General features: G+C 76.3%; 27 protein-coding genes and 2 pseudogenes. 15 read left to right on the top strand and 14 right to left on the bottom strand.

Translation table 11 applies throughout. From position 1 onward, the window contains the following. Positions 1-15 precede the first annotated feature (15 nt). The 5 genes from HL189_RS00145 to HL189_RS00125 all read left to right on the top strand — a co-directional run bounded on the left by HL189_RS00145 (position 16) and on the right by HL189_RS00125 (position 6,120). Positions 16-972, top strand: a complete 957-nt coding sequence (locus tag HL189_RS00145; protein WP_369131664.1) for an NAD(P)/FAD-dependent oxidoreductase — start codon at positions 16-18, stop codon at positions 970-972. Positions 973-1,056: 84 nt separating this feature from the next. Then, on the top strand, positions 1,057-1,803 hold the full coding sequence (locus HL189_RS00140; RefSeq protein WP_369131663.1) for an ABC transporter ATP-binding protein: 747 nt from the start codon (positions 1,057-1,059) through the stop codon (positions 1,801-1,803). Further along, complete coding sequence (locus HL189_RS00135; RefSeq protein ID WP_369131662.1) at positions 1,800-2,468, top strand: ABC transporter ATP-binding protein; 669 nt, start codon at positions 1,800-1,802, stop codon at positions 2,466-2,468. Before HL189_RS00140 ends, HL189_RS00135 begins: the two co-directional genes overlap by 4 nt. Then, positions 2,465-5,167 (top strand): hypothetical protein, encoded by a 2,703-nt coding sequence (locus HL189_RS00130; protein WP_369131661.1) that lies wholly within the window; start codon positions 2,465-2,467, stop codon positions 5,165-5,167. The genes HL189_RS00135 and HL189_RS00130 overlap by 4 nt, the downstream gene beginning before the upstream one ends. Positions 5,168-5,319: 152 nt before the next feature. Next, positions 5,320-6,120, top strand: a complete 801-nt coding sequence (locus HL189_RS00125) for a hypothetical protein (protein ID WP_369131660.1) — start codon at positions 5,320-5,322, stop codon at positions 6,118-6,120. 28 nt (positions 6,121-6,148) lie between these two features. Here the strand turns inward: HL189_RS00125 and HL189_RS00120 are convergent, their stop codons facing one another. The 6 genes from HL189_RS00120 to HL189_RS00095 form a co-directional block, all read right to left on the bottom strand. Then, positions 6,149-6,973 (bottom strand): acyl-CoA thioesterase, encoded by an 825-nt coding sequence (locus tag HL189_RS00120; RefSeq protein WP_369131659.1) that lies wholly within the window; start codon positions 6,971-6,973, stop codon positions 6,149-6,151. Between the two features lie 148 nt (positions 6,974-7,121). Further along, complete coding sequence (gene thpR, locus HL189_RS00115) at positions 7,122-7,664, bottom strand: RNA 2',3'-cyclic phosphodiesterase (protein ID WP_369131712.1); 543 nt, start codon at positions 7,662-7,664, stop codon at positions 7,122-7,124. Between the two features lie 32 nt (positions 7,665-7,696). Next, complete coding sequence (locus tag HL189_RS00110; protein ID WP_369131658.1) at positions 7,697-8,245, bottom strand: hypothetical protein; 549 nt, start codon at positions 8,243-8,245, stop codon at positions 7,697-7,699. 59 nt (positions 8,246-8,304) lie between these two features. Further along, positions 8,305-9,657, bottom strand: coding sequence for an MFS transporter (locus HL189_RS00105; protein WP_369131657.1), 1,353 nt, complete (start codon positions 9,655-9,657; stop codon positions 8,305-8,307). A 38-nt stretch (positions 9,658-9,695) separates the two neighbouring features. Further along, positions 9,696-10,130: a MarR family winged helix-turn-helix transcriptional regulator gene (locus HL189_RS00100; protein WP_369131656.1), complete on the bottom strand. Its 435-nt coding sequence runs from the start codon at positions 10,128-10,130 to the stop codon at positions 9,696-9,698. 70 nt (positions 10,131-10,200) lie between these two features. After that, complete coding sequence (locus tag HL189_RS00095) at positions 10,201-11,733, bottom strand: NCS2 family permease (RefSeq protein WP_369131655.1); 1,533 nt, start codon at positions 11,731-11,733, stop codon at positions 10,201-10,203. 160 nt (positions 11,734-11,893) lie between these two features. Here HL189_RS00095 and HL189_RS00090 point away from each other — a divergent pair, with 160 nt between their 5' ends. After that, a complete protein-coding gene (locus tag HL189_RS00090; protein WP_369131654.1) occupies positions 11,894-12,103 on the top strand; it encodes a DUF2530 domain-containing protein in 210 nt (69 codons plus the stop codon). 103 nt (positions 12,104-12,206) lie between these two features. On the opposite strand, the gene HL189_RS00085 is transcribed toward HL189_RS00090, so the two are convergent. Together HL189_RS00085 and HL189_RS00080 are read right to left on the bottom strand one after the other, a co-directional pair. Next, the gene (locus HL189_RS00085) at positions 12,207-12,599 is read right to left on the bottom strand and encodes a VOC family protein (protein ID WP_369131653.1); all 393 of its coding nucleotides are present in this window, start codon (positions 12,597-12,599) and stop codon (positions 12,207-12,209) included. Next, a complete protein-coding gene (locus HL189_RS00080) occupies positions 12,586-13,377 on the bottom strand; it encodes an ArsR family transcriptional regulator (protein WP_369131652.1) in 792 nt (263 codons plus the stop codon). Before HL189_RS00080 ends, HL189_RS00085 begins: the two co-directional genes overlap by 14 nt. 122 nt (positions 13,378-13,499) lie before the next feature. Here HL189_RS00080 and HL189_RS00075 point away from each other — a divergent pair, with 122 nt between their 5' ends. Then, positions 13,500-14,798: an APC family permease gene (locus tag HL189_RS00075; protein WP_369131651.1), complete on the top strand. Its 1,299-nt coding sequence runs from the start codon at positions 13,500-13,502 to the stop codon at positions 14,796-14,798. A gap of 27 nt (positions 14,799-14,825) precedes the next feature. Here the strand turns inward: HL189_RS00075 and HL189_RS00070 are convergent, their stop codons facing one another. After that, positions 14,826-15,650 (bottom strand): DUF3027 domain-containing protein, encoded by an 825-nt coding sequence (locus tag HL189_RS00070; protein ID WP_369131650.1) that lies wholly within the window; start codon positions 15,648-15,650, stop codon positions 14,826-14,828. Between the two features lie 89 nt (positions 15,651-15,739). On the opposite strand from HL189_RS00070, the gene HL189_RS00065 reads away from it, so the two are divergent. Then, positions 15,740-17,242, top strand: a complete 1,503-nt coding sequence (locus HL189_RS00065; protein WP_369131649.1) for an MFS transporter — start codon at positions 15,740-15,742, stop codon at positions 17,240-17,242. Next, positions 17,239-17,715 (top strand): DUF2771 family protein, encoded by a 477-nt coding sequence (locus tag HL189_RS00060; RefSeq protein WP_369131648.1) that lies wholly within the window; start codon positions 17,239-17,241, stop codon positions 17,713-17,715. Before HL189_RS00065 ends, HL189_RS00060 begins: the two co-directional genes overlap by 4 nt. Before the next feature lie 252 nt (positions 17,716-17,967). On the opposite strand, the pseudogene HL189_RS00055 reads toward HL189_RS00060, so the two are convergent. Then, positions 17,968-18,159 (bottom strand): annotated as a pseudogene (locus HL189_RS00055) (cold-shock protein); the annotation flags it as partial. Between the two features lie 120 nt (positions 18,160-18,279). Here HL189_RS00055 and HL189_RS00050 point away from each other — a divergent pair. After that, positions 18,280-18,639: a YidH family protein gene (locus HL189_RS00050; RefSeq protein ID WP_369131647.1), complete on the top strand. Its 360-nt coding sequence runs from the start codon at positions 18,280-18,282 to the stop codon at positions 18,637-18,639. Further along, positions 18,636-18,962 carry a hypothetical protein gene (locus HL189_RS00045; RefSeq protein ID WP_369131646.1) on the top strand — a complete coding sequence of 109 codons (327 nt, stop codon included), beginning with the start codon at positions 18,636-18,638 and terminating at the stop codon, positions 18,960-18,962. The genes HL189_RS00050 and HL189_RS00045 overlap by 4 nt, the downstream gene beginning before the upstream one ends. A gap of 2 nt (positions 18,963-18,964) precedes the next feature. On the opposite strand, the gene HL189_RS00040 is transcribed toward HL189_RS00045, so the two are convergent. The 3 genes from HL189_RS00040 to HL189_RS00030 all read right to left on the bottom strand — a co-directional run bounded on the left by HL189_RS00040 (position 18,965) and on the right by HL189_RS00030 (position 21,479). Continuing rightward, positions 18,965-20,620 carry an AMP-binding protein gene (locus HL189_RS00040; RefSeq protein ID WP_369131645.1) on the bottom strand — a complete coding sequence of 552 codons (1,656 nt, stop codon included), beginning with the start codon at positions 20,618-20,620 and terminating at the stop codon, positions 18,965-18,967. Next, positions 20,617-20,838, bottom strand: a complete 222-nt coding sequence (locus HL189_RS00035; RefSeq protein WP_369131644.1) for a hypothetical protein — start codon at positions 20,836-20,838, stop codon at positions 20,617-20,619. The genes HL189_RS00040 and HL189_RS00035 overlap by 4 nt, the downstream gene beginning before the upstream one ends. A gap of 122 nt (positions 20,839-20,960) precedes the next feature. Then, complete coding sequence (locus HL189_RS00030; protein WP_369131643.1) at positions 20,961-21,479, bottom strand: hypothetical protein; 519 nt, start codon at positions 21,477-21,479, stop codon at positions 20,961-20,963. A gap of 91 nt (positions 21,480-21,570) precedes the next feature. On the opposite strand from HL189_RS00030, the gene HL189_RS00025 reads away from it, so the two are divergent. The 3 genes from HL189_RS00025 (at position 21,571) to HL189_RS00015 (ending at position 25,731) form a co-directional block, all read left to right on the top strand. Next, positions 21,571-23,838, top strand: a complete 2,268-nt coding sequence (locus tag HL189_RS00025; RefSeq protein ID WP_369131642.1) for a helicase C-terminal domain-containing protein — start codon at positions 21,571-21,573, stop codon at positions 23,836-23,838. 121 nt (positions 23,839-23,959) lie between these two features. Further along, the gene (locus HL189_RS00020; RefSeq protein WP_369131641.1) at positions 23,960-25,240 is read left to right on the top strand and encodes a class I SAM-dependent methyltransferase; all 1,281 of its coding nucleotides are present in this window, start codon (positions 23,960-23,962) and stop codon (positions 25,238-25,240) included. Positions 25,241-25,257: 17 nt separating this feature from the next. Beyond that, positions 25,258-25,731: a PaaI family thioesterase gene (locus HL189_RS00015; protein ID WP_369131640.1), complete on the top strand. Its 474-nt coding sequence runs from the start codon at positions 25,258-25,260 to the stop codon at positions 25,729-25,731. 4 nt (positions 25,732-25,735) lie between these two features. Here the strand turns inward: HL189_RS00015 and HL189_RS00010 are convergent, their stop codons facing one another. Further along, complete coding sequence (locus tag HL189_RS00010) at positions 25,736-26,122, bottom strand: VOC family protein (RefSeq protein WP_369131639.1); 387 nt, start codon at positions 26,120-26,122, stop codon at positions 25,736-25,738. 240 nt (positions 26,123-26,362) lie between these two features. Between HL189_RS00010 and HL189_RS00005 the strand changes: the two are divergent. Beyond that, positions 26,363-26,814: pseudogene (locus HL189_RS00005) on the top strand (HNH endonuclease); the annotation flags it as partial.

The raw sequence follows: 26,814 nt of genomic DNA, 5'->3' as shown, positions 1-26,814 counted from the left end.
CGCAGGATCGGAGCCGTGGGCGACGAGACGACGACCGTGGTGGGCGCCGGCATCTCCGGCGTCGCCTGCGCCCGCGCCCTCAGGGCGGCCGGGGTGCCGGTGCGGGTGGTCGACCGGGGCCGCCGCCCCGGGGGCCGGATGGGCGGCCGGACCCTGGCGGGGCGGCCGGTCGACCTCGGCGCCTCGTACCTGACCGCCTCCCCGGGCTCCCCGTTCGAGGCGGTGGTGGCGGACTGGGTCCGGCGCGGGCTGGCCGCCCCCTGGACCGACACGTTCGCCGTCGCCGGCCCGGACGGGCTGGAGCGGACCACGACCGGCCCGCTGCGCTTCGGCACGCCCGGCGGGCTGCGCACGCTGGTCGTCGACCTCGCGCGGGAACTGGACGTCGAACAGGAACGCGCCGTGACCACGGTGACCGCAGGCCCCGCCGTCGACGCGGAGCCGGTCGGCGCGGTCGTCCTCGCGATGCCCGACCCGCAGGCCGCGCGGCTGCTCGCACCCGGCGCCCCCGTGGCCCGGGCGCTGGACCCCGGCTCCTGGCAGCCGGCCCTGGCCGTCGCACTGGGCTGGCCGGCCCGGCAGTGGCCCGCGGACCTGCACGGCGCCTTCGTGCACGACCACCCGGTGCTGGAGTGGGTCGCCGACGACGGCGACCGGCGCGGGGACGGCGCGCCCGTGCTCGTGGCCCACACCACCGCCGCGTTCGCCGCCCGGCACCTCGACGACCCCGGTGCCGCCGGGCCCCAGGTGGCCGGAGCGGTGCGCCGGATGCTCGGGATCGCCGAGGAGCCGGCCTGGACCCACGTGCACCGGTGGAGCCACGCCCGCCCCACGGCGCCCCGGGAGGCGCCGTTCGCGCTCGACGGGGGCATCGGCCTCTGCGGGGACGGCTGGTCCGCGCCGTCGAAGGTGGAGGGGGCCTGGCGGTCCGGCGACGCCCTCGGCTCGGCGCTCGCGGCCGCCCTGCGCTGACGGACCCGGCTCGTCCCGGCAGTGCCGGGACCGGCGGGTCGAGGTGCCCCGGGACGTGGCTCGGCGGGCCCTAAGCTCCGCTCGATGACCGGTCCCGAGGGGTTCCGCCTGGCCGACGACCCGCTGGCCGCCCCCGTCTTCACCGCTCCGGCCGACCTGACCCCGGCCGCGGCGTGCCGGGGCGTCGGGAAGACCTACCGGACGGCGACCGAGTCGGTGACCGCGCTCGACGACGTCACGCTGGCCGTCCCCCGGGCCCGGGTCACCGTCGTGGTCGGGCCGTCCGGCTCGGGCAAGTCCTCGCTGCTGCGCCTGCTCGCCTGCATCGACTCCCCCGACCGGGGCGAGGTGCTCGTCGCCGGGCAGCGGGTCGACCGGCTGCGCGCGCGGGCGCGCCGCCGACTGCGCCGGCGCGAGGTGGCCTACCTGTTCCAGCGGCCCGGGGACAACCTGCTCCCCTACCTCGACGCGGTGGCCCAGGTCCGCGTGGCGGCCCAGCTGCGCGGCGCACCGGTGGGCCCCGACGCGGCGCTGGCGCTGCTCGACCGGCTGGGTCTCCGCGACCGGGCCGACCACCACCCCGCCCAGCTCTCCGGCGGCGAGCAGCAACGCCTCGCCGTGGCCTGCGGCGTGGTCGGCGACCCGGCGCTGGTGGTGGCCGACGAGCCGACGGCCGAGCTCGACACCGCGGCCGCCGAGCGGGTGCTGGGAGCGATGGAGGACCTCGCGGCGAGCGGCGTCGGCTTCGTGCTGTCCTCGCACGACCCCCGGGTGATGGCGATCGCCGACGGCTTCGTCCGCCTCGACCACGGCCGGCTGGTGGAGGGGTGACCGGCGGGTTCACCGGCACCGGCCTGGTGAAGCGGTACCGGCGCGACGCCGAGACCGTCCATGCCCTGGCCGGCGTGGACCTGACCGTGGCAGCCGGGGAGCTCGTCGCGCTGGTCGGGCCGTCGGGCTCGGGCAAGAGCACGCTGCTGGCCCTGCTGTGCGGCTGGGAGACCGCCGACGCGGGACGGCTGGCGTACTCCGGGCTGCCGGCCGACCGCCGTCCGGACACCCTCGGCTGGCCCGAGCTGGCGCTCGTCCCCCAGGCGCTGGGCCTGGTCGCCGAGCTGAGCCTGCTGGACAACGTGCTGCTCCCGGCCCGGCTGCGCGGCACCGCCGCCGCGGAGCAGGGACGCGCCGCCGCCCTGCTGGCCGACTTCGGCCTCGACCACCTCGCCGACCGCTACCCCTCCCAGGCCTCACTCGGCGAGCAGCAGCGGGCCGCGGTCGCCCGCGCGCTGCTGCTGCGCCCGGGCGTGCTGCTGGCCGACGAGCCCACCGCCCACCAGGACCGCGACTCCGCCGACCGGCTGCTCGACGCCGTCGTCGCCGCCGCCCGGGACGGCGCGGCCGTGCTGGTCGCCACGCACGACGAGATCGCCTGGGCGCGCGCCGACCGGGTGCTGTCGATGCGCGACGGGCGGATCACCGAGGGCCCACCACGGTGAGCGAGCTGACCCGCTCGCGGCGGAGCGGGACGACGGCGGGGTCGGCAGGACGGCGGGCCGCCCTGTGGCGGCTGGCGCCCTGGACCCGCGCGCCGCTGCTCGGGCTGCGGCAGCCGGCCGCGGTGGTCGCGGTCGTGGTGACCACCGCGATCCTCGCCTGCGCGCTGGCGTCCGCGCCGCTTTTCCTCTCCTCGGCCCGCTCCGCCGCGCTGCAGCAGCAGCTCGCGCCGCAGTGCGCAGAGGCCGGCTGGCGGACGACCGGCGGGAGCCTCAGCGACCTGGCCGGCCGGTCCCCGGAGCAGGTCGCCGCCGACGCCGACGTGCTGCGGCGGGGCTGGGCCGCGCAGGGCCGGGAGAGCCGGCGCGTGCTGCTCGTCGACCGGTCGCTGGGCGTGAGCGGCAACCAGCAGTCGGGGATGCTCGTCCGGTCGCCGACCGGCGAGGCGGTGAGCCAGCCGGCCACCCTGCTGTGGCGGCCCGACGTCCCCGGCCACGTCGAGGTGCTCGACTCCACGCCCGGCCCGGGCGTGTGGCTGCCGGCCTCCTACGCCACGGCCGCCGACGCCGCCGTCGGCGAGGAGATCACCCTGTCCGGGGTGCCGGTCCCCGTCACCGGCATCTACACCGACCTGTTCGAGACCGACCCGGGCGCCTACTGGTGCGACTGGGACGACCTCTTCCTCAACCGGGCCTCGAGCGACGTCCCCCCGCCGGCCCTGGCGCTGGCCACCGACGAGGCGACGTTCTCCCGCGTCGCCGTCGGCGCCGGGTTCCTCACGGTGTTCGAGCAGGTGCCCACCGACGCCGCGTCCCTGACCGCCGCCCGCACCCGGGAGCTGCTCGACGAGGCGGACCGGGCGCTGGTCGCCGCGACCGCCGCTCCCCCGCCGACCTGGACCGGCGGCGGGGTCGACGACCGGCTCGCCGCGGCCCTGGACGGCGGGCAGCGGATCGAGTCCGGGCTGCGCGGGCCGGTCGTCCCGGTCGCGGTGGCCGGCGCACTGCTCGCCCTGGTGCTCGTGGCGGCGGCCGGCAGCTTCTGGGCCGACCGCCGGGCCGCCGAGGTGCGGCTGCTGGCCGCCCGCGGCGTCGGGCCGGTGCCGCTGGCCGGCAAGGCGGCGCTGGAGCTCGGGCTGCCCGCGCTGGCCGGCGCCGCGCTGGGCTGGGCGGGGTCCCGGCTGCTGATCGCGGCCCTTGGCCCGGCCGACGACCTCGACCCCTCCGCGACGACGGCCGCCGCCTGGGCGGGGGTCGCCGCGTTCGTCGTCGGGCTGGGGGCCGCCGCCGTCGTCGCCGGGCTCCGGGCCCGCAGCACGGCCGAGCGGCCGCTGGGGCACGGCCCGCACTGGCCGGCCCGGGTGCCCTGGGAACTGGCGCTGCTGGGTGCGGCCGCCTGGTGCTGGGTGCTCCTGCAGGACCGGGACGCCGTCGTCAGCGAGGGCGGCGTCGCCCAGGTCAACGGGCTGCTGGTCGCCTTCCCGCTGCTGGCCACGGCCGGGGCGGCCGTGCTGCTGGGCCGGCTGCTGACCGCGCTGCTCCCGCGGCTGCGCCGGTGGGCCGGGCGCCGCTCGCCCGCGGTCTTCCTCGCCGTCAACCGGCTGGCCGCCGCCCGCCTGGCCACGGCGACGCTGCTGGTCGCGGTGACCCTGCCGGTCGCCGTCCTGGGGTACACCGCGACCCTGACGACGAGCTCCCGGGCGACGCTGGACGCCAAGGTCGGCGTGCAGATCGGGGCCGCCCGGGCGGTCACCTCGGTCTCCCGGTTCGCGCCGCCGCCGGCCGTCCCCGCGGTGGGCACCTACGTGGTCCGCTACGCGGGCAGCGCGGCCGTCGAGGGGCGCCGGACCGACGTCCAGGTGCTCGCCGTCGACCCGGGCACGTTCGCCGGGACCGCGTTCTGGGACGACTCGTTCGCCGACGAGCCGCTGACCGACCTCGCCGCCGCCCTCGACGGCCCGGCGGTGGACGGCCGGGTCCCCGTGGTCGCCGCCGGCCTGCCCGCCGGCGATCCGGACCTGCGGCTGGGCCGGCTGCCGGTGCCCGCGGAGGTGGTCGCGCGGGCCCGCGTGCTGCCGGGCGACCGCGGCGCCGGGCCGGTGGTGCTGGTCGCGGCCGACCGCCTGCCGGAGGTGCAGCGCACCGCCGGGGCCGCGCCGGTCGCCGAGATCTGGACCAACGGCCCGGCCGGGCCGGCGATCGACGCCCTGGTCGACGCCGGCGGCCGGGTGAGCCGGCAGATCGAGCCCGGGCTCGTCCAGACCAACGCGAACTTCCTCGGCATCACCTGGACCTTCGGTTACCTCTCGGCGCTGGCCGTGTTCGTGGGGGTGATCGCCGTCGGCGGGCTGCTGCTGTACCTGGAGGCGCGCTCCCGCAGCCGGGTCTCGGGCTACGTGATGGCCCGCCGGATGGGGCTGGCCCGCACCGCGCACCTGCGGTCGCTGGGAGCCGAGCTCGCCGGCGTGGCGGTCGCCGGGCTGGTGCTCGGGAACGTGCTCGCCGCCGCCGCGGTGACGCTGGTGTACCGGCGGCTGGACGTCGACCTGCTGCGGCCGCCGACCCCGCTGCTCGACCTGCCGGAGGCGGCCGTGGCGAGCGGCGCCGTCGTCGTCCTCGCCGTCGCGGCGCTCGCGGCGCTCTACGCGCAGCGCGCCGCCGACCGGGCCGACCCGGCCACCGTCCTGCGCCAAGACGCCTGAGGGGCGCTCCTCCTGCCGGGTCCCCGCCGATCACCCGGGCGGGTGGCGTGGACCGGGCAGCACTTCTCCCGCCGGATCGCCGGTGGACATCCTTGTGCGCTGCTCGATGCACACGACGCTTTCCGGGTGGCACGGACCTGAGGAGACCACCGGTGACGAGCATCGCCACGCTGACCCACACGACCCTGCGGGAGGTCGACCGCGACGCCCGGGTCGAAGGGGTGGACCGGCGGATCTCCCGGTCGGTCCTCTGGCTGCCGGTCGTCGGCGCCGTCGTCGTGGCGGCGACCCTCCTGCACCGCCCGCTGTTCACCGGGCTCGTGCGGGAGGACGGGCCCCTCGAGTGGGTCCAGGTCACCTTGTTCGCCCTGGCCTCGGTGCTCTTCGCCGTCGCCGGCTGGCGGTCGGCCCGGCGCGGGGACCGGGTCGGCTGCCTGCTGCTGGCCATCGGCGCGCTCGGGATCTTCGGCATCGCCGGTGAGGAGATCTCCTGGGGACAGCGGATCTTCGACTGGAGCACGCCCAGCGAGCTGGCCGCGGTGAACCACCAGAACGAGACCAACCTCCACAACATCACCGCGTTCCCGGTGCAGCGGATCGGCAACTGGCTGCAGCTGGTCCTCGGCGCGGCGGGGCTCGTGCTGCCGTGGCTGACCCGCACGGAGCGGCCGCTGGTGCGCGCCCGGGTGCTGCGGCTGCTGTCCCCGCCGCTGTTCGTCACCACCTGCTTCGGGCTGCTCTTCGCCTACCGGGCGATCCGCTTCATCTGGGTGTCCTCGGTCGAGATCGGGCCGGTCGTCACCTTCGGCGAGTGGCCGGAGCTGACCTTCGCCCTCGGGCTCTTCGTGTCCGCCCTGGTCCTCGCGCGGCGGCTCGCCGGCCCTCACCCGGCGGCGGGCACCTGGGAGAGCGCGCCCTCGCCGGCCGGCCGGCCGGAGCCGGTGCGCTCCTGACCTCGCCCGCGGACCGGCCCGACCCCGGTCAGGACCGCGGCGCCCGGGCGAGCTGTCGGCTCTGCGCGACCAGCCGGCCGGTGGCGTCCCAGATCCGGTAGTCCTCGTCGAGCCAGCCACCGGCGATCTCCCCCGCCCGGGCCTCGACCAGGCACCAGCCCGCCGCCGGCAGCGCCCGCACCAGCACCTGCAGCTGCACCGTCGGCGCCCAGCCGAACCGGCCCAGCGCCCAGCTCGTCGGCGGCAGCGCGTCGGCGAAGGTCACCAGCGCGAGCGGGTCGGGCTCCCGGTCGTCGGCGAAGCGCAGCCAGGCCCGCATCAGCGGCTCCTCCCCCGGCCGGCCGACGGCCCAGCCCGACGTCAGCGGGTCCAGCCGGGTCTCCACCCGGCGGGACAGCCCGGGGACGCTGACGGCGGACGGCGCCAGGTGCGCGTTGCCGGCGATCGAGACGCACTGCTCGACCGGGGTGGCCGCCGGCATCGGCGCGGCGTACGACGGGGCGTCGTCCCCGAGCGTCGCCGTCGTCGCCTGCACGGTCAGCGCCGGGCCGGCCGCGTCGGACAGGACGACGGAGGCGTGCGCCAGCGTGCGGCCGGCGGGGCCGGGGACGACGGTGAGCGACGCGGGCCCGGCCGACGGCGCACGCAGGTAGCTGGCCGACAGCGCGACCGGGTGCACGTGCGGGGACTCGAGCACCGCTGCCCGGGCGGCGACGGCGAGCAGGTATCCGCCGTTGAGCACGCCGCCGCCGACGTCCCAGCCCGGGTCGAGCTCCGCGACCAGCCCTCCGCCCGCGGAGCGGGTGACGGCGGTGGCGGTGTCGAACGCGGTGGACGGGGCGGTCTGCGGCACGACGGACAGGGTGCCAGGCTCGCCCCCTGGACCAGCCGCACCCGGGGCGCAGCGGGCTGTCCGTCGCCCGGCTGTGCCTGGGCACCATCGACGCCGGCTGGGAGACCAGCCGTGAGGACTCGGTCCTGGGCGACTGGTCCTAGACGACTCAGCCGACCGGCCAGGCGGCGACCCGGTCGTAGCGGGGCGCCGGGCCCAGCCGGCTGCGCCAGAGCACCACCTCGGTCACCGGCCATGCCGGTCCGCGGGTGCCGGCCAGCCGCTCGGGCAGGTCGCCGTCCGCGGGCCGCCCCGGGCGCCAGCGGCCCACCGTGAGGTGCGCCCGGAACGGCCGCTCCTCCACCGGCAGGCCGACGCCCCGCACCGCTGTGGCGAGGCGGCGGGCGAGGTCGGCGAGCAGCCGCACGTCGCCGTCCAGCCCGGCCCAGAAGACCGCCGGACGACGGCGCGAGCCGAAGCGCCCACCCCCCGCGAGCCGCAGCGCCAGCGGCGGCGTCGCCGCGACCACCGGGGCGACCGCGCCCACCAGCGGCTCGAGCGCCGCCGCCGGGACGTCGCCGAGGAAGACCAGGGTGAGGTGCCAGCGCTCCGGCGGGGTCCAGCGCGGACCACCGGGCACGGCGCGCAGCGGCTCCAGCGCGGAGTCGAGCGCCGCCACCGCCGCCGGCGAGGGGTCGACGGCGAGGAACAGCCGGCCCGCCGACGCCGGGACGGCGGAGCTGCTCAGTCGCCCACCACCAGCCCGCGGGCTGACAGCAGGGCGAGCAGCCGGCGCCGCTCAGGCTCCCGCGCGGCCGGGGGCGAGGTGCTGAGCTGCTCGGCGACCTCCAGGAGCTCGGCGGCCTCGGCGAGCACGTCGTCGTAGGCGGCCAGCAGCCCGCTGCGCCGTGTCATCGGTCCGCCGCCGGGCACGACCGCCAGCTCGCGGGTGAGCCGGCGCAGGTCGGCGGCGACGACCTCGATGGGGCGGCGCGGCCGGGACACCGGCCGCGGGCCGGTCTGCGGAGGGGCCACCGGCTGCGGACCGGTCGAGTGGTGCGCGGAGGGGTGCCGGGCGCGGCGTTGGGCGAGCGCGGGCGACGGGTGGCGCTCGGGGTGGCGAGGCAGGGAGCGACGGCGGCGCCGGCGCGCCCACTGGCGCAGCAGCTCACCGGTCAGCCACCGCAGGACGAGCACGAGCACCGCGCAGCCGCCGATCACGAGCGCGCCAGAACCGCCGAGACGCAGCAGCGACGTCCCGACGTCCGCGGAGACCCACCCTCCCGAGGGCACGGGTGGACCGTACGACTCCCGGGACCTTGATCACAACGTGACCGGCTCAACGCAACCGGTCACCTCGCGGGTCGGCGCACCCGGTCACGGGACGGCTGCTCGCCCGGGACCTCGCCGTCGGCCTCGTCGGCCAGGGCTGCCGTCGCGCCGTCCGGACCCGCCGGGGCGACGTGCAGCTGCAGGCTCGGCGGGACGACGTGCAGCTCAAGCCGCACGTGCCGGCCGCGGGACAGGACCGCGCCGGCGCCGGCCGCCACGACCACGCAGACCAGCCCGCCACCGATGAGGCCCCACGGGGCGCCGAACTGCTCGGAGACCCAGCCGATCAGCGGCGCACCGACGGGTGTGCCGCCCATGAAGCACATGAAGTAGAGCGCGAGCACCCTGCCGCGCATCTGCGGCTCGACGCCCAGTTGGACGAAGCTGTTGCAGGCCACGCTGAACACCAGCGCGGCCGCGCCGGTGGGGACGAGCACCGCGGCGAACGCGTAGTAGGTGCCCATGAGCCCGCTGACCACGAGCAGCACGCCGAAGACGACGGCCGAGACGACCAGGAAGCGCTGCAGGGGCCGCCGGCTGCGCCGGGTCGACAGCAGCGCGCCGCTGAGCGACCCGACGGCGTACGCGGTGGACAGCAGGCCGAACGCCCCGGCGCCCAGGTCGAACACCTCGCGCGCCATCAGCGCGATGGTGATCTGGGAGTTGAAGCCGAAGGTGCCCACGGTGAACGCGAGCAGCATGGCCAGCAGCAGGTCGGGGTGCTGCCGGGTGTAGGCGACGGTCTGGCGGAGCTGCCCCCGGGACCGCGGCACGGGCGCGCTGGGCCGCAGGTCGGCGGTGCGCATGCACAGCAGCGCGGTGATCGTGGTGGCGAAGCTGCCCGCGTTCACCAGGAAGGCCGGGGCGGTGTCGCCGCCGGAGGCCGCGATCAGCGCGCCGGCCACCGCGGGGCCGATCAGCCGGGCGGCGTTGAAGGCGGTGGAGTTGAGGCTGACGGCGTTGGCCAGGTGCTCGGGGCCGACCATCTCCGAGACGAACGACTGCCGGGCCGGGGTGTCGAGGGAGGAGGCGACGCCGAGCGCCGCGGCCAGCACGTACACGTGCCACAGCGCGGCCGCGTCCGCGGCGACCAGCAGGCCCAGCCCCAGGGCGAGCAGGCCCATCACGGTCTGGGTGAGCAGCAGGATCCGGCGCTTGTCGTACCGGTCGGCGAGCACGCCGCCGTAGAAGCTGAACAGCAGGGTGGGACCGAACTGCAGCGCCGTGGTCACCCCCAGGGCGACGCCGCTGTCCTCGGACAGCTGCAGCACCAGCCAGTCCTGGCCGATGCGCTGCATCCAGGTGCCGATCTGGCTGACCAGGTTGGCCGAGACGTAGAGCCGGAAGTTGGGGACGCTCAGCGACCGGAACATGCCGGTCCGCCGGGGTGGTGGCTCAGCGGGCGTGGGGGTCACCCACTGGCGAGCTTGTCCATGATCGTCGAGGCCTCGCGCAGGGTGCTGCGCTCCTCGGCGGTCAGCTGCTGCAGCTGGCCGGTCAGCCACGCCTCCCGGGCGCGGACCTCCTCGACCAGCAGCTCCTCGGCCGCCGGGGTGAGGTCGATGACGACCTGCCGGCCGTCGGTCGGGTGCGGCGTCCGGGTGACCAGGCCCTTGGACTCCAGCGCGACCACCACGCGGGTCATCGACGGCGGCTGCACCCGCTCGTGGCCGGCGAGCTCACCGGGGCTCATCGGCCCGTGCCGCTTGAGCGTCGAGAGCGCGGCCAGGTGGGTGAGGGTCACCGACGTGTCGACGCGCTGGTTGCGCAGCCGTCGGGAGAACCGCATGACGGCCAGCCGGAGGTCATGGGCCAGCACCGCGGTGTCCAGCGTCGTCCTGCCCACGCTCCGTAGCCTACCTAACGACCGGCCCCCCGCCCGCCCCGCTCCTCCGGGGCGGGCAGGGGGTCCTTCCTCAGAAGAGCTGCTGGATCGGGTCGAGCGCGAAGTAGACGACGAACACGGCCGCCACCACCCACATCAGCGGGTGCACGTCCCGGCCGCGTCCGGTGGCCACGCGCAGCAGCACGTAGCTGACGATCCCGGCCCCGATGCCGTTGGTGATGGAGTAGGTGAACGGCATCAGCGCGATCGTCAGGAACGCGGGGATGACCAGGGACATGTCGTCCAGGACCAGCTCGCGCACCTGGCTGATCATCATCGCGCCGACGATCACCAGCACCGGTGCGGCCGCCTCGGAGGGCACGACCTGCACCAGCGGGGTGAAGAAGGCGGCGACCAGGAAGACGATGCCGGTCACCACGCTGGCCAGCCCGGTGCGCGCACCGTCACCGACACCGGCGGCGCTCTCGATGTACGTGGTGTTGGACGAGACGCTCGCGGCGCCACCGGCCGCCGCGGCCAGCGAGTCGACGACCAGCACCGGCTGGGAGCGGGGCAGGTTGCGCTTCTCGTCCAGCAGACCGGCCTCGGCGCCGACGGCGGTGACCGTGCCGACGGTGTCGAAGAAGTCGGCGATCATGATCGAGAAGACGATGAGCAGCGCCGCGATGACGCCGATCCGGTCGAAGCCGCCGAACAGCGAGAACTGCCCGATCAGGGACAGGTCCGGCAGGGCGAACCAGGTGTCCGGCCAGGTGGGCACCTGCAGCGCCCAGCCCCGCGGGTTGGTCGCCCCGTCGGCGCCGAAGCGCGGGCCGACCCCGGCGATCGCCTCGACGACGATCGCGAACACCGTGGTGGCGATGATCCCGATGAGCAGGGCGCCCTTGACCCGGCGCACCACGAGCACGCTGGTCAGCAGCAGGCCGACGACGAAGGTCAGCATCGGCCAGCCGGCCAGCACGCCGTTGTCACCGAAGCTGATCAGCGGGTTGCCGGGGCGGATGATCCCGGCGTCGGCCAACCCGATGATGGTGAGGAAGAAACCGATGCCCACCGCGATGGAGGTCTTCAGCTGGGGCGGGATGGCCTCGAAGACGGCCCGCCGGAAACCGGTGAGCACCAGGACCATGATCAGCAGGCCCTCGAGGACGACCAGGCCCATGATCTCCGGCCAGGACAGCTGGGTCGCCGCGTAGACGGCGACCACCGCGTTGATGCCCAGCCCGGTGGCCAGGGCGAGCGGGTAGCGGCCGATCACGCCCATCGCCACGGTCAGCACACCGGCGACGACGGCGGTCACGGCGGCCACGGAGGCGAAGGACAGCGTCGTCCCGTTGATGTCCGCGCCGGACAGGATGATCGGGTTCAGCACCACGATGTAGGCCATCGTGAAGAACGTGGTCAGCCCACCGCGGACCTCACGGGTGACCGTCGACCGCCGCGCACTGATCTGGAAGTAGCGGTCCAGGCCGTTCTTCGGCCGGATCGTCGGGCCGGGGCTGCGCCGGGGGGCCGAGGAGTCGAGCACCGCCTCGCCGCTGGTGTCGCCGGCCGATTGCGTTCCCGACGGGGACGGTCGGTGGGGACGGGACCTGTCGGGCATGGGTGACCCCTCGGGACGCGGCCGGGGTGGGCGCGGGGCCTCGGGCACCGGCCGACCGCCCGGCGTGGGTGGCTGCGAGCGGCGACAGCGTGCCACACAGGAGGAGGAAGATCAGCTGTCGCAGCGCCGTGACCTGCGCCGCAGGGCCTAGGGTCGGGTCGTGCCCGCGCCGTCCCGCCCCTCGCCGCCGCCGCTGCAGGTCGACACCGCCCGGGTGGTGCAGCTCGGCGCCCTGCTGTGGGCGGTGGCCCTGGTGGTGTTGCTCGTGCTGGGTGACCGCGTGGACCGGGTGTGGACCTGGACCTGCGTCTGCGCGATCGTGCTGGCCGGGCTGGGGCTGGGCCTCATGCGCTGGCAGGGCCACCGCTGATGCCCGGCCGACCGGCTGCCGCGGCCTGACCGGGCGCGCCCGCCTGGGCACGGCGGTCGCACCTGCCGGGGTCGCTCACGTCGGCATGCTCACGTCGGTGTGGTCACGTCGTGGCTGGTCGGGCGGGCTGGAACAGCTCGACCAGGTTCCCGTCGGGGTCGGCGAGCAGGACCTGGCGCCCCCCGGGGCCGGTGACCACGTCGCTGCGGAAGGGCAGACCGGCGTCGCGCAGCCGCTCGATCGCGGCGTCCAGGTCGTCGACGACGAGGTGGATGCGGTTGCGGCCCGCGGTCGCGGCATCGTCGGGGGTGGCGCGGGCGCCCGAGCTGGCGGGTCCGGAGAGCAGGAGCCGCAGCGGGCCGCGGACCACGTCGGCGAAGGCGGACCCGCCGCGACCGTTGAGGGTGAACCCGAGGTGGCCGGTGTAGAAGTCGATCGCCGCCTGGACGTCGGTGACGAGGTACCGGACGCTGGCGTACTGCTCAGGTGGGGTCACGACGGTTCCTCCTGGTGGCGGGGACGGCGAGGACGGACAGCAGGTGTCGGACGCGGGTGTCGATGTCCGCGGCGGTGCGCTCGAAGACGGCCCGGCCGGCATCGCCGGTGTCTTCGGCCGCGGCCGGGTCGGGAACGCTCCAATGGGCCCGCCGCGGGTGGCCAGGGAGCTCCGGGCACGCCTCGCGGGCCTTGTCGCACAAGGTGATGACCTGGTCGAACGCGCGCCCGGCCAGGTCGTCCAGGTGGCGGGGTCGCTGGTCGGCGACGTCGATGCCGAACCGCTCGCGCAGCACCCGGACGGCTTGCGGGTGCAGGGCCGGCCTGGGGCGGGTTCCGGCGCTCGCCGCGACCACGGTGCCGTCGGTGTGGTGGCGCAGCAGTGCCTCGGCGGTGACCGAACGGGCACTGTTGCCGGTGCAGACGAACAGCACGGCACGACGTCGGGGCGCCGGCTGGCTCGGCGGCGCCCCGGGCCCGCGCAGCGCGGGGTGCAGCGCGGCCCCGCTGGCGGTCAGCTCCTCCGCGCAGCGGTCCAGGTCCAGGTGGTAGTAGCTGTCCCGGCCGTCGGAGCTGCTGCGCGTGGCGGTGACCAGGCCGCCGTCGCGCAGGAGCCGCAGGTGGTAGGAGACCAGGTTCTGCGGTTGGTCGACCTGGGCGACCAGCTCGCGGACCCGGAGGTCGCTGCACGCGAGCTCGGCGAGCAACCGCCAGCGCAGCGGGTGCGCGGCCAGTCGCACGAAGACCGGTGGAGCGGCGGGGAGCCCGGGGGGCGCCATGCACCGGACGGTACCGCCGCCGGACCCAGTGCATCAAGATGGATTGATGCATCACGGCCCACGGCTGGACACCCGGCCCGCGGGCCGCTGAGAGCCGGGACCGAGAGCGCGAGGACCATCCGATGGACGAACCGAGCCCCCGCCCGGACGGCGCCGGGCCCGCTCCACGCCCGTCACCGCCCGCCGCTGCGGGACCGGCTCCGCTGGCCCGCCGGCTCGGGGTCGGCGACGCCGTGGTCATCGGCCTCGGGTCGATGCTCGGCGCCGGCGTCTTCGCCGCCTTCGCGCCGGCCGCGGAGGTCGCCGGTGCCGGGCTGCTGCTCGGGCTGGCCGTCGCCGCCGCCTACTGCAACGCGACCTCATCGGCGCGCCTGGCCGCCCTCTACCCGCGGTCCGGCGGCACCTACGTGTACGGCCGTGAGCGGCTCGGCGAGTTCTGGGGCCATCTGGCCGGGTGGAGCTTCGTCGTGGGCAAGACCGCCAGCTGCGCGGCGGTGGCCCTGACCGTCGGGTACCACACCGCTCCCGGCCTGGCCCGGCCGATCGCGGTCGCCGCCGTGGCCGGGGTGACCGCGCTGGACCACTGCGGGGTGCACCGGAGCGCCCGGGCCACCCGGCTCGTCGTCGGTGTGGTGCTCGCCGTCCTGGCGACGGTCGTGGTCGCCGGATGGGCGGGAGGGCACCCGCGGGCCGCGCAGCTGTCCCCGTCGACCGGGCACGGGATCACCGGGGTGCTGCAGGCAGCCGGCTTCCTGTTCTTCGCGTTCGCCGGCTACGCCCGGATCGCCACCCTCGGGGAGGAGGTCCGCGACCCGGCGCGCACCATCCGCCGCGCCATCCCGCTGGCGCTGGGCATCACGCTCGTCGTCTACGCCGCCCTCGCGGTCGTCGTGCTCGCCGTCCTGGGCCCGGACGGCACTGCCGGGACCAGCGCTCCCCTGGTCGCCGTCGTGCAGGCCACACCGTGGGACTGGCTGGCTCCGGTGGTCCGCGCCGGGGCTGCGGTCGCCGCGCTCGGCTCCCTGCTCGCCCTGGTCCTCGGGGTGTCCCGCACGGCGTTCGCGATGGCCCGGGACCGGCACCTGCCCGGTCTGCTCGACGCCGTCCACCCCCGCCACGGCGTTCCGCACCGCGCGACGCTGGCCGTCGGGGTCGTGGTCACCGCCGTCGTCCTGGTCGCCGACGTGCGCGGCGCGATCGGCTTCTCCTCGGTCGCCGTCCTGGCGTACTACGCCATCGCGAACGCCTCGGCGCTGACCCTCGGCCGGGACCGCGGCACCAGGCTCGTTCCCGTGCTCGGCCTGATCGGCTGCCTCGTCGTCGCCGTCAGCCTCCCGCCGGCCTCCACCGTGGGCGGGTGCGCGGTGCTGGCCGCGGGCCCGCTCGTGTGGACCGTCCGCCGGCGGTGGCGACCCCGCTGACCCCGGGCCGGGCGGCGGGGCACCCGCTCAGAGCACGTCGAAGTCGGCGGTGTCGTAGCGGGCGGACGTGACGACCTCGGCGGGCCCGCCGGTGCTGCGCTCCAGCGTCGCCTCGCTGTGGGCGCCGCAGCCGAAGTCCGCGGTGACGACGTGCCCGTCGGCCGGGGTGTAGGCGTTGCTGCACACGCCGAAGGACAGCCGCAGCGACCCGGCGAGCGGGACCCAGAAACCGCAGCTGGCGCACGGGCCGGGGGCGTTCCGCGCCATCGCCGAGCGGGGACCGAAGTCGCCGTCCCGCCAGCGCTCGGTCGCCGCGGCCCGGCCCTCCGGGGAGAGCACCCGCTCGCGCCCGACGCCGAGCTCCTCGGCGACGACCCGGCCGGCCGGGTCGTCGGCGGAGTCGTCGTCGGCCAGGTAGGCGGGCACCAGGCGGGGGTCGTCCTCGGTGGAGGGCAGCACGTCGCCGACCGACAGGTCACCCGGGCGCAGCCGCTCGTGCCACGGCACCCATGCCGGCGCCAGCAGCGCCGAGTCGCCGGGCAGCAGCACGACCTCGTCGACGGTGACGTCGTCCGCGTCCGGCGCGCGGGCCAGCGTGACCGCCCAGTGCCAGCCGTCGTAGCCGGGCAGCGCGGCGGCGAAGGAGTGGGTGGCGACGAGGCCGAGCTCCGGGCCGGCCGGGCCCTCATCGGTGAGCGGCTCCGCGGTCACCCCGAGGTGCGGGCCGACGGCGGCGGGGTCCGCGGCCACGTCCACGGCGGCGGCCCGGGCCTGCTCGACCGCCGCGGCCAGCACGTCGTCCGGGGTGGAGCCAGGGGCAGCGGCGAAGGCGGAGTCGGACACGGCACCCATCATCCTCGATGCCCTCGCCCGCGCACCGGCGACCGTCCGGGACACCGCGCCGGCCCGGTCGCACAGCCTGCTGCGGCACCATGGTCGCCGTGCCCGCCTCCCCCGGTCCCCGCGTGTTCCTGCGCCGGCGGCCCGCGCGGGGCGCGGCCGACCCCGGGGTGGAGACCTCCCCGATGGGCATCCGGCGCACGCAGACCCGGCCGCTGCCCGTGCCCGGGACCGCCGCGGCCGGGCCCGCTGACCAGGGGGCCCCTGGTCTGGGTGCGCGCCCGCCGAAGGTGACCGTCACCCGGGTCGCCGCCGCCCGCAGCCGCGAGCTCACCGGGGCGGCGGTGCGCCGGGTCCGCGCGGCGGGCCGGGCCGACGGCGCCGGGGACAGCGGCCTGTCCGGGCTGCTGTGGGTCAACGCGCTGCACATGGCCGGCGACGCGATGATCGCCGTGTCCCTGGTCGGCACCCTCTTCTTCGCCGCGGCCGCGGACGCGCAGCGGTGGAACGTCAGCCTCTACCTGCTGGTGACGATGGTGCCGTTCGCCGTGGTGGCCCCGGTGATCGGCCCGGCGCTGGACCGGCTGCAGCGCGGCCGGCGCTGGGCACTGGCCGGGAGCCTCGCCGGGCGTGCCGCGCTGGCGGTGGTGATGGCGGTCCACCACGACGGCCTCGCGCTGTACCCGGCCGCGCTCGGCGTGCTGGTGCTCAGCAAGGGTTTCAACGTGCTGCGGGGCTCGGTGGTGCCCCGTGTCCTGCCCTCCGCCATGTCGCTGACCTCCGCCAACGCCCGGCTCTCGGTGTTCGGCCTGGCCGCGGGCGGGGTGTGCGGCGGTCTCGCGGCGGGGGTCGCCGCGCTGCTCGGCTTCGGCTGGGAGCTGGGGGCCACCGCCGCGCTGTTCACCGCGGCCGCCGTCCTCGCCGTCCGGCTGCCCGCGCACGTGGACGTCGCCGTCGGCGAGGAGCCGGTCGACGTGCTGCGCACGGCGCCGATCGGCACGCCCGGACGACGCCGCTCCACCACGCGGCACGTCGTCACGGCGCTGCGCGCCACCGCGGCGCTGCGCGGCCTCGGCGGGTTCTTGACCATCTTCTCGGCGTTCCTGGTCCAGGCGACGGTGTCCGGCGGCTGGCCGGCGACGCTCGCGCTGGGCTCGATCGCAGCCGCCGCGGGCGCGGGGAGCCTGCTGGGCACCGCGATCGGCTCCCGGCTGCACACCGCCGGCCCCGACGCCGTGGTCCTCATGGCGGCGGGGGCCGCCGCGGTGGTCACCGTCGTCGCGGCCTTCTTCTTCAGCCTGCCGATGGCCGCGCTCGTGGCCGGGGTGGCAGCGGTCGCCAACGCGCTGGGCAAGGCGGCACTCGACGCGATCGTCCAGCGGGAGGTGCCCGACGCCCAGCGCGCGTCGGCGTTCGCCCGCTCGGAGACCTGGCTGCAGCTGGCCTGGGTCGCCGGCGGGGCGCTCGGGGTGGCCCTGCCCCCCACCGGCTGGCTCGGTTTCACCGTCGCCGCGGCGCTGCTCGCGCTCGTCGTCGGCCTGGTCCTGGTGAGCCTGCGCAGCCACCGGTCGCGGACCACGAACGACCGGGAGGACCGGACGTGAGGACGGCGACCGCGCTCGCGCTGCTCGGCGGGCTGGCGGTGCTCACCGGGTGCGGGGGCGCCGGCTCGGCGGAGTCGACGGCGCCGCCGGTCACCGTGCGCGCCGGCGGCGACGAGACCGAGGTCGACCCGACCCAGTACTGCCTGTCCGGGGAGGGGCAGCGCTACCAGGTCACGCCGCCGATCATCGAGGTCGCCCCGGACACCCCCATCGAGCTGCGGGTGCCGGAGTCGGTCGCCGAGGCCGGCTGGGGCGTCCAGGTGTTCGACGAGCAGCTGCAGGAGAAGATCGGCGACGTCGACGTCGACCGGGGCGCGGCGGAGTTCGACGGGATCACCAGCTCCGACGTCGTCCCGCCGACCTTCTACCTGGTGGTCGTCGAGGACGCCGACACCGAGGAGTGCAGCGGCCTGGCCGGCGCCTGGCCGGTCGGCTTCATCCGCGCCCCCACGGGCGCCCCGACCACGCCCTGACGGCCCTGCTGCAGGGCCCCGCCGCGAGCCTGCGAGCGGTGGGGCGGCAGCGGGGTCCTCTCAGGCGTCCAGGTCGTCGGCGACCGCGCGGAGGACCGCGGCGACCTTGCCCGCCACCTGCCGGTCCGGGTACCTGCCCCGGCGCAGGCTCGCCGAGGTGGAGTCGAGCAGCTTGATGAGGTCCTCGATGATCGGGACCATCACGTCCGGCTCCTTCCGGCTGGCGGCGACGGCGGAGGGCAGCGGGTCGAGCACCTGCACCTGCAGCGCCTGGTCACCGCGGCGGCCCTGGACGATGCCGAACTCGACGCGCTGACCGGGCCTGAGCTCGGCGGTGCCGGCCGGCAGCGCGTCCTTGTGCACGAACACGTCCGGACCGCCCTCGCGGGCCAGGAAGCCGAAGCCCTTCTCCGCGTTGAACCACTTCACCTTGCCGCTGGGCACGTCGATCCCTCAGTCACTCGTCACGGTCCCGGCGGCCGGTCGCCGGCCGCCTCACCCCCAGGCTAGTAGCCGCCCGGCGCCGTCCGCCGCCCATTTGATCTTCGCCCTACGCTGACCGCCGTGCCGTCCCCCGCGGGCCCCCCGACGCACCCCGACTACCGCTTCAGCCTGGCCAACGAGCGCACCCTGCTCGCCTGGCTGCGCACCGGGCTGGCGCTCGTCGCCGGCGGGGTGGCGATGACGCAGTTCGTGCCGGAGCTCGGCTTCCCCGCCGGCGGGTCGGTGGTGTCGGTCGGCCTGCTGCTGGCCGGCCTGGGGACGGCGCTGGCCGGGTACCGCCGCTACGTCCGCAACGAGCGGGCGATCGCCGCGGACCAGCCGCTGCCGCCCAGCGTGGCCGCCCGGTGGGTGACCGGCCTGGTCGCCGTCCTGGTCGTGGCGCTGCTGGTGCTGGTGGTCGCCGAGGTCGTCCGGGGGTGACGCCGCCGGTCGAGACCCAGCCGGCCCGCACCGCGCTGGCCTGGCAGCGGACCGGGCTGGGCATGCTCCTGGTCGCCGGGCTGCTGGCGCGCAGCACCGTGCTCGCGGAGGACCTGCTGCTGGTCGTGCCGACCGCGGTGGCCGCGCTCGCCGGACTCCTCGTCCTGGGCGTGCTGGTGCCCCGCCGTCACCGGGCCGGCCGAGCTGCCGCGGCGGCGGCCGGCGACGCCCGCGCCCACCGCTCGGCCGCGCTGGCCACCGCGCTCGTCGTCCTCGTCGCCGTCTGCGGGCTGGCCGCCGACCTGCTGACGCGGCTGCGCTGAGGTCAGGCGTTGCGCACCGCGGCAACGGCCTGCAGCCCCAGCTCGTCGATCGACACCTCGCGCATCTCCACCTTGCGCACCTTGCCCGTGACCGTCATCGGGAAGGAGTCGACGATCCTGACGTACCGCGGGATCTTGAAGTGGGCGAGCTTGCCCGTGCAGAACGCCCGCAGCGCCTCGGCGGTCAGCGGATCGGCGCCCTCCCGCAGCCGCACCCAGGCGACCAGCTCCTCACCGAAGCGCTCGTCGGGCACGCCGATCACCTGCGCCTCGACGACGTCCGGGTGGGTGAAGAGGAACTCCTCGACCTCCCGCGGGTACACGTTCTCCCCGCCGCGGATGACCATGTCCTTGATCCGGCCGACGATGTTCAGGTAGCCCTCGTCGTCCATCACCGCGAGGTCGCCGGTGTGCATCCAGCGGGCCGCGTCGAGCACCTCGGCGGTCTTCTCCGGCTCGTCCCAGTAGCCCAGCATCACCGAGTAGCCGCGGGTGCAGAACTCCCCCGGCGTGCCGCGCGGAACGGTCAGCCCGGTGTTCGGGTCGACGACCTTGACCTCCAGGTGCGGGTGCACCCGGCCGACGGTGGAGGTGCGCCGGTCCAGGTCGTCGTCCGCGCCGGTCTGGGTGGAGACCGGGGAGGTCTCGGTCATGCCGTAGCAGATGGTCACCTCGGTCATGCCCATCTCGCCGACCACCCGCTTCATCACCTCGACCGGGCACGGCGAGCCGGCCATGATCCCGGTGCGCAGGCTGGAGAGGTCGTAGTCGGCGAAGCCGGGCAGGGCGAGCTCGGCGATGAACATGGTGGGGACGCCGTAGAGCGACGTGCAGCGCTCCTCCTGGACCGCGCGCAGCGTCGCCGCCGGGTCGAACGCCGGGGCCGGGATGACCATGGTGGCCCCGTGCGAGGTGCAGCCGAGGTTGCCCATCCCCATGCCGAAGCAGTGGTAGTAGGGCACCGGGATGCACACCCGGTCGGCCTCGGTGTAACCGCAGCCCTCCCCGACGAAGAACCCGTTGTTGAGCAGGTTGTGGTGGGTGAGGGTGGCGCCCTTCGGGAAGCCCGTCGTCCCCGACGTGTACTGGATGTTGATCGGGTCGTCCGGCGAGAGCAGGGCCGCCCGCTCGACCAGCCGCCCGCGGTCCGCGGCGCGGCCGGTGGCCATCAGCTGCTCCCACTCCGGGTCGCCGAGGAAGACCACCTCGCGCAGCGCCGGGGCCTCCGGCCGGACCTCCTCGACCATCGCGCGGTAGTCGCTGGTCTTGAACTGCGGTGCGGCGACCAGCACGGAGATGCCCGCCTGGCGCAGCACGTAGGACAGCTCGTGCGTGCGGTAGGCGGGGTTGATGTTCACCAGGACGGCGCCGAGCTTCGCCGTGCCGTACTGCACGAAGACCCACTCGGCGCAGTTCGGCGCCCAGATGCCGACCCGGTCGCCCTTCTCCACGCCGAGCGCGTCGAGGCCCAGCGCGCAGGCGTCGACGTCGGCGACGAGCTCCGGATAGGTCCAGCGGCGGCCCGTGGCGCACTCGACGAGCGCCTCGTGGTCGCCGACCCGCGCTGCCGTCCGGTCGAGGTCGGCCCCGATCGTGTCGCCGAGCAGGGGCACCGTGGAGGTGCCGCTGCTGTACGACGGCAGCGCGGGGTGTGTCACCGCCCCTCGCCCGCCATCAGGCCGGCGCGGTTCGGCTTGTCGGTCGGGTGGGCGTAGCGCAGCCGGTCCGCCGGGATCGGGAAGTCGTGGTCCTCGCCGAACGGCGACAGCCCGCCGGCGACGTCGCTGGCGAACTCGGTGACCGGCGGGGCGCCATCGGTCATCCGGCCCCAGGTCGGCTCCACCAGGTGGGCGTGCTTCTCGTTGCGCTTGGCCACTGTCGCCTCCGTGTGCGGTGCGCCCGGCTCGGTCCGCCGGGGCGTTCACCGGTCATCTTCCCGTGCACCCTGGCAGTGACACGCATCGCACACCAGTGGTGTCGCACGCAGCGGCCCGGCCGTCAGCGGCGGCGCACCTCACGCGCGCCGTAGACGGTGCCGGCGCCGTCCGCGGTGAGCAGCCACTCCCGGCCGCCGGCCGGCGCGTAGGACACCTCGGCGTCGGCCAGCTGCTCGACGGCCCGGGTGCGCCACACGGCCGTCGAGAGCAGGCGCAGCCGCAGCGGCTCGTCGGTCAGCTCGTCGTAGCCCGCCGGTTCCACGTGCAGGTCCGCCGGGCTGGCGACGCGCAGCACGCCGCGCCGCCAGGACGTGCCGGCCAGCGCCCGGGCCCACCGCTGGGTGCGGACCAGTGCGCCCGCGCCGACGAGCACCGCGCACAGCCCGACGACGACGAGGACGACGACGAGCAGGCCTCCGAACGGCGGCCGGACCCCGGTGTCGCGGACTATCCGCACGACCGCGGCCGCGAGGAGGAACCCGAGGACGATCGCCGACACCCCGCCGCCCAGCCAGCGCAGCGCGCCGACCCGGTGGGCGGCCAGGGCCGTGCGGGTCTGCGGGTCGTCGAGGGCGGACACCTCCCGATCGTGGCAGAGCCCGTCGTCCGGTCGGGCGGTCCTCCCCGGCCGGGGGGACGCCACCGTGCCGCGCCGACGTAACGTGGACCGGATGCCTCCGGACCAGCCCGCCACGCTCGCCGCCTGGCTGCGGACCCGCTCCGACGAGGAGCTGGGTGCGCTGCTCGCGGCGCGGCCGGACGTCGCGCGCCCTGCCCCCTCCGACGTCGTCGGGCTGGCCACCCGGCTGGCGGTCCCGGTCTCGGTCGACCGCGCCCTGGACGAGCTCGACGCCGCGACCCTCCAGGTGCTCGACGCCGTCCTGCTCTCCCCCACCGACGGCGTGGCCCGGGGTGAGCTGCCCGAGCTGCTGCCCCAGGTGCCGCGCGACGTGCTCGAGGCGGGCCTGGACACGCTCACCACCCGCGCGCTGCTGTGGGGCGACGACGTCCTGCACGCCCCCGAGCCGGTGCGCCGCGCCGTCCGCTACCCGGCGGGGCTGGGCCGGCGGGCCGCCGACCTGCGCGTCCCGTTGCCCGCCGACCTGCCGGAGGCGCTCGGTGAGCTGGCGGCCGACGAGCGCGCGGTGCTGGAGCGGCTGTCCGGCGACCGGCCGGTCGGCCACCTCCCGGACACCACCGCGGCGGGTCCGGCCGGTCCCGCGCGCCGGCTGCTGCAGCGGGGCATGCTCGCCCGCGTCGACGCGGTGAACGTCGAGCTGCCCCGCGAGATCGGCCTGGCGCTGCGCGGGGACCAGCCGCTCGGCCCACCCCGGGTGCGGCCCGAGCCCCCGGTCACCGAACGCGAGCCCGCCGTCGTCGACCAGCAGGCCGCCGGTGCCGCTCTGGAGGTGCTCGGCCGGGTCGCCGACCTGCTCACCGCGCTGGAGGAGGAGCCGGCCGGACTGCTGCGCAGCGGCGGCCTGGGGGTGCGCGACCAGAAGCGACTGGCCAAGGAGCTGCGGGTCGGCGAGGCCGACGTCGCGTTCCTCATCGAGGTGGCGCACGTCGCCGGCCTGCTCGACGTGGGCGGCGCGCAGCGCGACGAGTGGCTGCCCACCCGCGCCTACGACGCGTGGCGGGAGCAGGACCTCCCCGACCGCTGGGCGGTGCTCGCCGACGGCTGGCTGACCAGCACCCGGCTCCTCTCGCTGGTCGGCCAGCGGGACGTGGCGGGCAAGGCGGTGAACGTCCTGTCCCCCGACGTCGTCCGGCAGACCGCCCCGGCGCTGCGCCGCTCGGCGCTGATGGTGCTGGCCGAGTACCCGCCCGGGCAGGGGCTGCCCGCCGACGAGCTGGTGGCGCTGCTGCGCTGGCGCACCCCGCGGCGGGCGGACCGGCTGTCGCCGGTGCCCGCCTTGATGGCCGAGGCCGAGCGGCTGGGGATCGCCGTCCGCGGCGTGCTCAGCACCGGCGGGCGCGGACTGCTCACCGGCGGGGAGGACGCCGCCGCCGACGGGATGCGCGGACTGCTGCCGGAGCCGCTGGACCACGTGCTGGCCCAGCCGGACCTCTCGCTGATCGCGCCGGGCCCGCTGGTCGCCGACCTGGCCGGCACCCTCGCCCTGGTCGCGGACGTCGAGTCCTCCGGTGGGGCGACGGTGTACCGGGTGTCCGACGGCAGCATCCGCCGCGCCCTGGACGCCGGGTGGTCGGCCACCGACCTGCACGACTTCTTCACCCGGGCCTCCCGCACCCCGGTGCCGCAGGCCCTGGACTACCTGGTCGACGACGTGGCCCGCCAGCACGGCCGGCTGCGGGTCGGCGCGATCGAGTGCTACGTGCGCTCCGACGACCACGGCCTCGTGTCCCAGGTCCTCAGCGACCGGCGCACCGCCAACGCCGAGCTGCGCCGGCTGGCTCCCGGGGTGCTGGTCAGCGGCCTGCCGCCGGAGGAGGTGCTCACCGTGCTGCGCGCGGCCGGGTACGCACCGGCCGGCGAGAACGCCGGCGGCGCGGTGCTCACCCGGCCGGCGGCGCCGCCCCGCGCGGCCGGCCGGGCACTCCGGGTCGGGGGTTCCGCGTCCGGGCCGCGCCCGCTCGGCCCGGACGACGTCGCGGCCACGGTGCGGGAGATCCGGGCCGGGGACGCCGCGCTGGCCGCCCGCCGGACCGAGCCGGTGCGCCAGGTGCCGGGCGTGACCACCGCCGGCACGCTGGAGCTGCTGTCCAGGGCGGTCCGCGAGGGGCTGTCGGTCTGGCTGGGCTACGTGGACGCCCAGGGCTCGGGCAGCCAGCGGATCGTGCAGCCGGTGTCGCTGGTGGGCGGGTTCCTGCAGGGCTACGACGAGGGGCGCGGGGAGAACCGCACCTTCGCCGTCCACCGGATCACCTCCGTCGCGCTGGCCGAGGACGACGAGGACGCCGCGGCGTCCTCCTGACGCCGTACCGCGCCCCCTCCCCAACTCCCTCCCGCCGCGGGATGATCATCTGCTCGCCCGGCGGTGCTGACCTGTTCCCGGCACCCGGGCGGAGGGCTGCGCCCGAGACGAGGAGCGTGGGATGAGTCCGCAGCGGACGGTCGCCGACCAGTTGACCGCGACCCTGGGGGTCGTGCTCGGGACGCCGGACGTCCCGCTGCGGCTGCGCGGGTGGGACGGCTCGCAGGCCGGACCCGTGGGGGCCCCGGTGCTCGACGTCCGCTCCCCGCAGGCGCTGCGCCGGCTGCTGTGGTCACCCGGCCAGCTGGGGCTCGGCCGCGCGTACGTCGCCGGCGAGATCGACGTGGAGGGCGACGTCTTCGCGACCTTCGCGGCGCTCAGCTCGGCCGGCCGGCTGGCCGGCACCGGCCCGATGGCCGCGCCCACGCCGCGTGAGCGGCTGCGCCTGCTGGGCCTCGCGCTGCGGCTGGGGGCCGTCGGCCCGGAACCGGCCCCGCCGGCCGAGGAGGCCGACCTCGGCCGCGGGCTGCGTCACTCGCGGCGGCGGGACGCGGCGGCGATCGCGCACCACTACGACGTCGGCAACGACTTCTACGAGCTCGTCCTGGGCCCGTCGATGGTCTACTCCTGCGCGGTGTGGGCCTCCCCGGAGACCGGCCTGGACGCCGCCCAGGAGGCCAAGCTCGACCTGGTCTGCCGCAAGCTCGGCCTGACCGAGGACTCGAGCCTGCTGGACGTGGGCTGCGGGTGGGGCAGCCTGGCGATCCACGCGGCGCAGCGGTACGGCGCCACCGTCGTCGGCATCACGCTGTCCGGGGAGCAGGCCCGGCGGGCCGCGAAGCGGGTCGCGGAGGCCGGGCTGACCGACCGCGTGGACATCCGCGTCCAGGACTACCGCACCGTCGACGACGGTCCGTTCGACGCGATCAGCTCCATCGGCATGGCCGAGCACGTCGGCCGGGCCCACCTGCCCGAGTACGCCGCCCGGCTCCGTGACCTGCTGCGTCCGGGCGGCCGGCTGCTGAACCACGCGATCGCGTGGAACGCCGGGACGAAGACGTGGGACCCCGACACGTTCATCGCCCGCTACGTCTTCCCGGACGGCGAGCTGGTCGGCCTCGGCGAGATGGTCGGTGTCCTGGAGTCCCCCGACCTCGAGGTGCTCGACGTGGAGTCGCTGCGCCGGCACTACGCACTCACCCTGCGGGCGTGGGTCCAGCGGCTCGAGGAGAACTGGGAGGGCGCCGTCGCGGTGGCCGGCGAGGGGCGGGCCCGGGTGTGGCGGCTGTACATGGCGGCCTGCGCGCTGGCCTTCGAGGCCGGGCACATGGGCGTCGCCCAGGTGCTGCTCCAGCGCACCGGCGGCGAGCAGCCGCCGCTGCGGCGCACCGACTGGACGTGACCGGCATGCTGCCCGGCATGACCTCCGCCACGGCCGGGCCCAGCATCCAGGAGCGCCTGGTCCCTGCTCTTACCTGCTTCGGCTGCGGCCCGGCCAACCCGCGCGGGCTGCAGCTGCGCAGCTTCTCCGGCGAGGAGGGGACGACCGCGGTGTTCACGCCGTGGCCCGAGCACGACAACGGGCTGGGCTACCTCAACGGCGGGATCATCTCCACGGTGCTGGACTGCCATTCCGCGGCTGCCGTGCTCGACGAGGCAGAGCGCCGCGGATGGAGCCCGCTGACCGGCGCCGCGCTGCCCTACGTGACGGCGGGCCTCGACGTCCGTTTCCTGCGGCCGGCGCCGTTGGGCGAGCCGCTGTCCCTGGTCGCGGTGGTCACGTCGGCCGACGAGTCGGCGATGACCGTCGAGGTCGAGCTGCGCTGGGACGGCAAGCCACGGGCGGGCGCGGTCGCGCACTGGAAGCGCTGGCGCCCCCGCCCGCCGTCCTGACCCCTCAGCCGCCCTCACCGTGGTGGACGGCCTCGACGTTGTGCCCGTCGAGGTCGCGGAGGAAGACGCCGTAGTAGCCGGGGTGGTACTCGGGCCACTCCCGCGGCGCGTGCAGCACCTCCGCTCCCGCGGCCCGAGCGGCCTCGTGGACGGCGTCCACGACAGCGCGGTCCGGCGCCCGGAACGCCAGGTGGATCTCCCGGGTCTCGCCGCCCTCGGCCGGGCTGAGCCAGAAGTCCGGCATGCCGTCGGGACCGGCCAGGCCGATGACGAACGACTCGCCGGACGGGTACCGCATGACCTCCCGCATCCCGACGGGCTCGAAGGCACGGAGGTAGAAGGCCAGGGACGCCTCGACGTCGGCAACCTGCAGTCCGATGTGGTCCAACATGGCGGGCAACGTAGCGGCGACAACCGACAGAGAGGTGCAGTTCCGCCGCCCGCCGGACCTCGCGAGCTCCTCAAAGGACGCCTCGCTGGCTCCCTGGCCAGCCGCGGAGGCGACTCGATGACCGCAGCCATCCGCCGGATGCCTTGGCCGAGGCGGTTCCGGCGCACGGCGAGAACTGTCAGTGGTCGATCGCATGTTCGATCCGGGCACGAGAGCGCGGGTGAGCTGGAGATCGACCTGGTGTGGCAGCACCAGGTCGCTGCTCCGCGCCTACCGGTCGGCTGGCTGACCGACGAGGAGAAGGCCGTCGAGCTGCAGCGGGTGCAGCAGCGCCGCGCCATGGACAGCGCCTACGAGGCGGAGCTGATCCTCGCGCTGGCCGACGATCGGCCGGCCACCGCCGACCCGCCGCCGGACACCCCGGGTGCCCGCCGGCCGGGCTGGACCAGCCAGCCCGCGGCCGATGTGAGTGAGTTCTTCACCGCGGAGCTGGCCACGGTGCTCAACGTGGGCCGCGGCACCGCGGCGATCAAGGTGGCGCGGGCGTTGACCTGGCGGGACAAGCTGCCGGCCGCCTTCGCCGCGCTGGCCGCCGGGGAGATCGACGAGCGGCGGGCGTGCGCGCTGGCCGACGTGCTGGCGCACGTCTCCGCCGAGGTCGCCGGCCGGGTCGAGGACGCGCTGCTGGGTCA

This window comes from Modestobacter sp. I12A-02662 (assembly GCF_041028325.1).
GTDB lineage: Bacteria > Actinomycetota > Actinomycetes > Mycobacteriales > Geodermatophilaceae > Modestobacter.
This window is presented reverse-complemented; position numbering and strand designations above follow the sequence as displayed.

Excerpts from the sequence above, each read along its gene's own strand:
- HL189_RS00010 (WP_369131639.1), bottom strand. The coding sequence starts at position 26,122 with ATGTTGGACCACATCGGACTGCAGGTTGCCGACGTCGAGGCGTCCCTG.
- HL189_RS00075 (WP_369131651.1), top strand. The coding sequence starts at position 13,500 with ATGGACGAACCGAGCCCCCGCCCGGACGGCGCCGGGCCCGCTCCACGC.
- HL189_RS00015 (WP_369131640.1), top strand. The coding sequence starts at position 25,258 with ATGACCTCCGCCACGGCCGGGCCCAGCATCCAGGAGCGCCTGGTCCCT.
- HL189_RS00140 (WP_369131663.1), top strand. The coding sequence starts at position 1,057 with ATGACCGGTCCCGAGGGGTTCCGCCTGGCCGACGACCCGCTGGCCGCC.
- HL189_RS00020 (WP_369131641.1), top strand. The coding sequence starts at position 23,960 with ATGAGTCCGCAGCGGACGGTCGCCGACCAGTTGACCGCGACCCTGGGG.
- HL189_RS00025 (WP_369131642.1), top strand. The coding sequence starts at position 21,571 with ATGCCTCCGGACCAGCCCGCCACGCTCGCCGCCTGGCTGCGGACCCGC.
- HL189_RS00080 (WP_369131652.1), bottom strand. The coding sequence starts at position 13,377 with ATGGCGCCCCCCGGGCTCCCCGCCGCTCCACCGGTCTTCGTGCGACTG.
- HL189_RS00070 (WP_369131650.1), bottom strand. The coding sequence starts at position 15,650 with ATGGGTGCCGTGTCCGACTCCGCCTTCGCCGCTGCCCCTGGCTCCACC.
- HL189_RS00105 (WP_369131657.1), bottom strand. The coding sequence starts at position 9,657 with ATGTTCCGGTCGCTGAGCGTCCCCAACTTCCGGCTCTACGTCTCGGCC.
- HL189_RS00095 (WP_369131655.1), bottom strand. The coding sequence starts at position 11,733 with ATGCCCGACAGGTCCCGTCCCCACCGACCGTCCCCGTCGGGAACGCAA.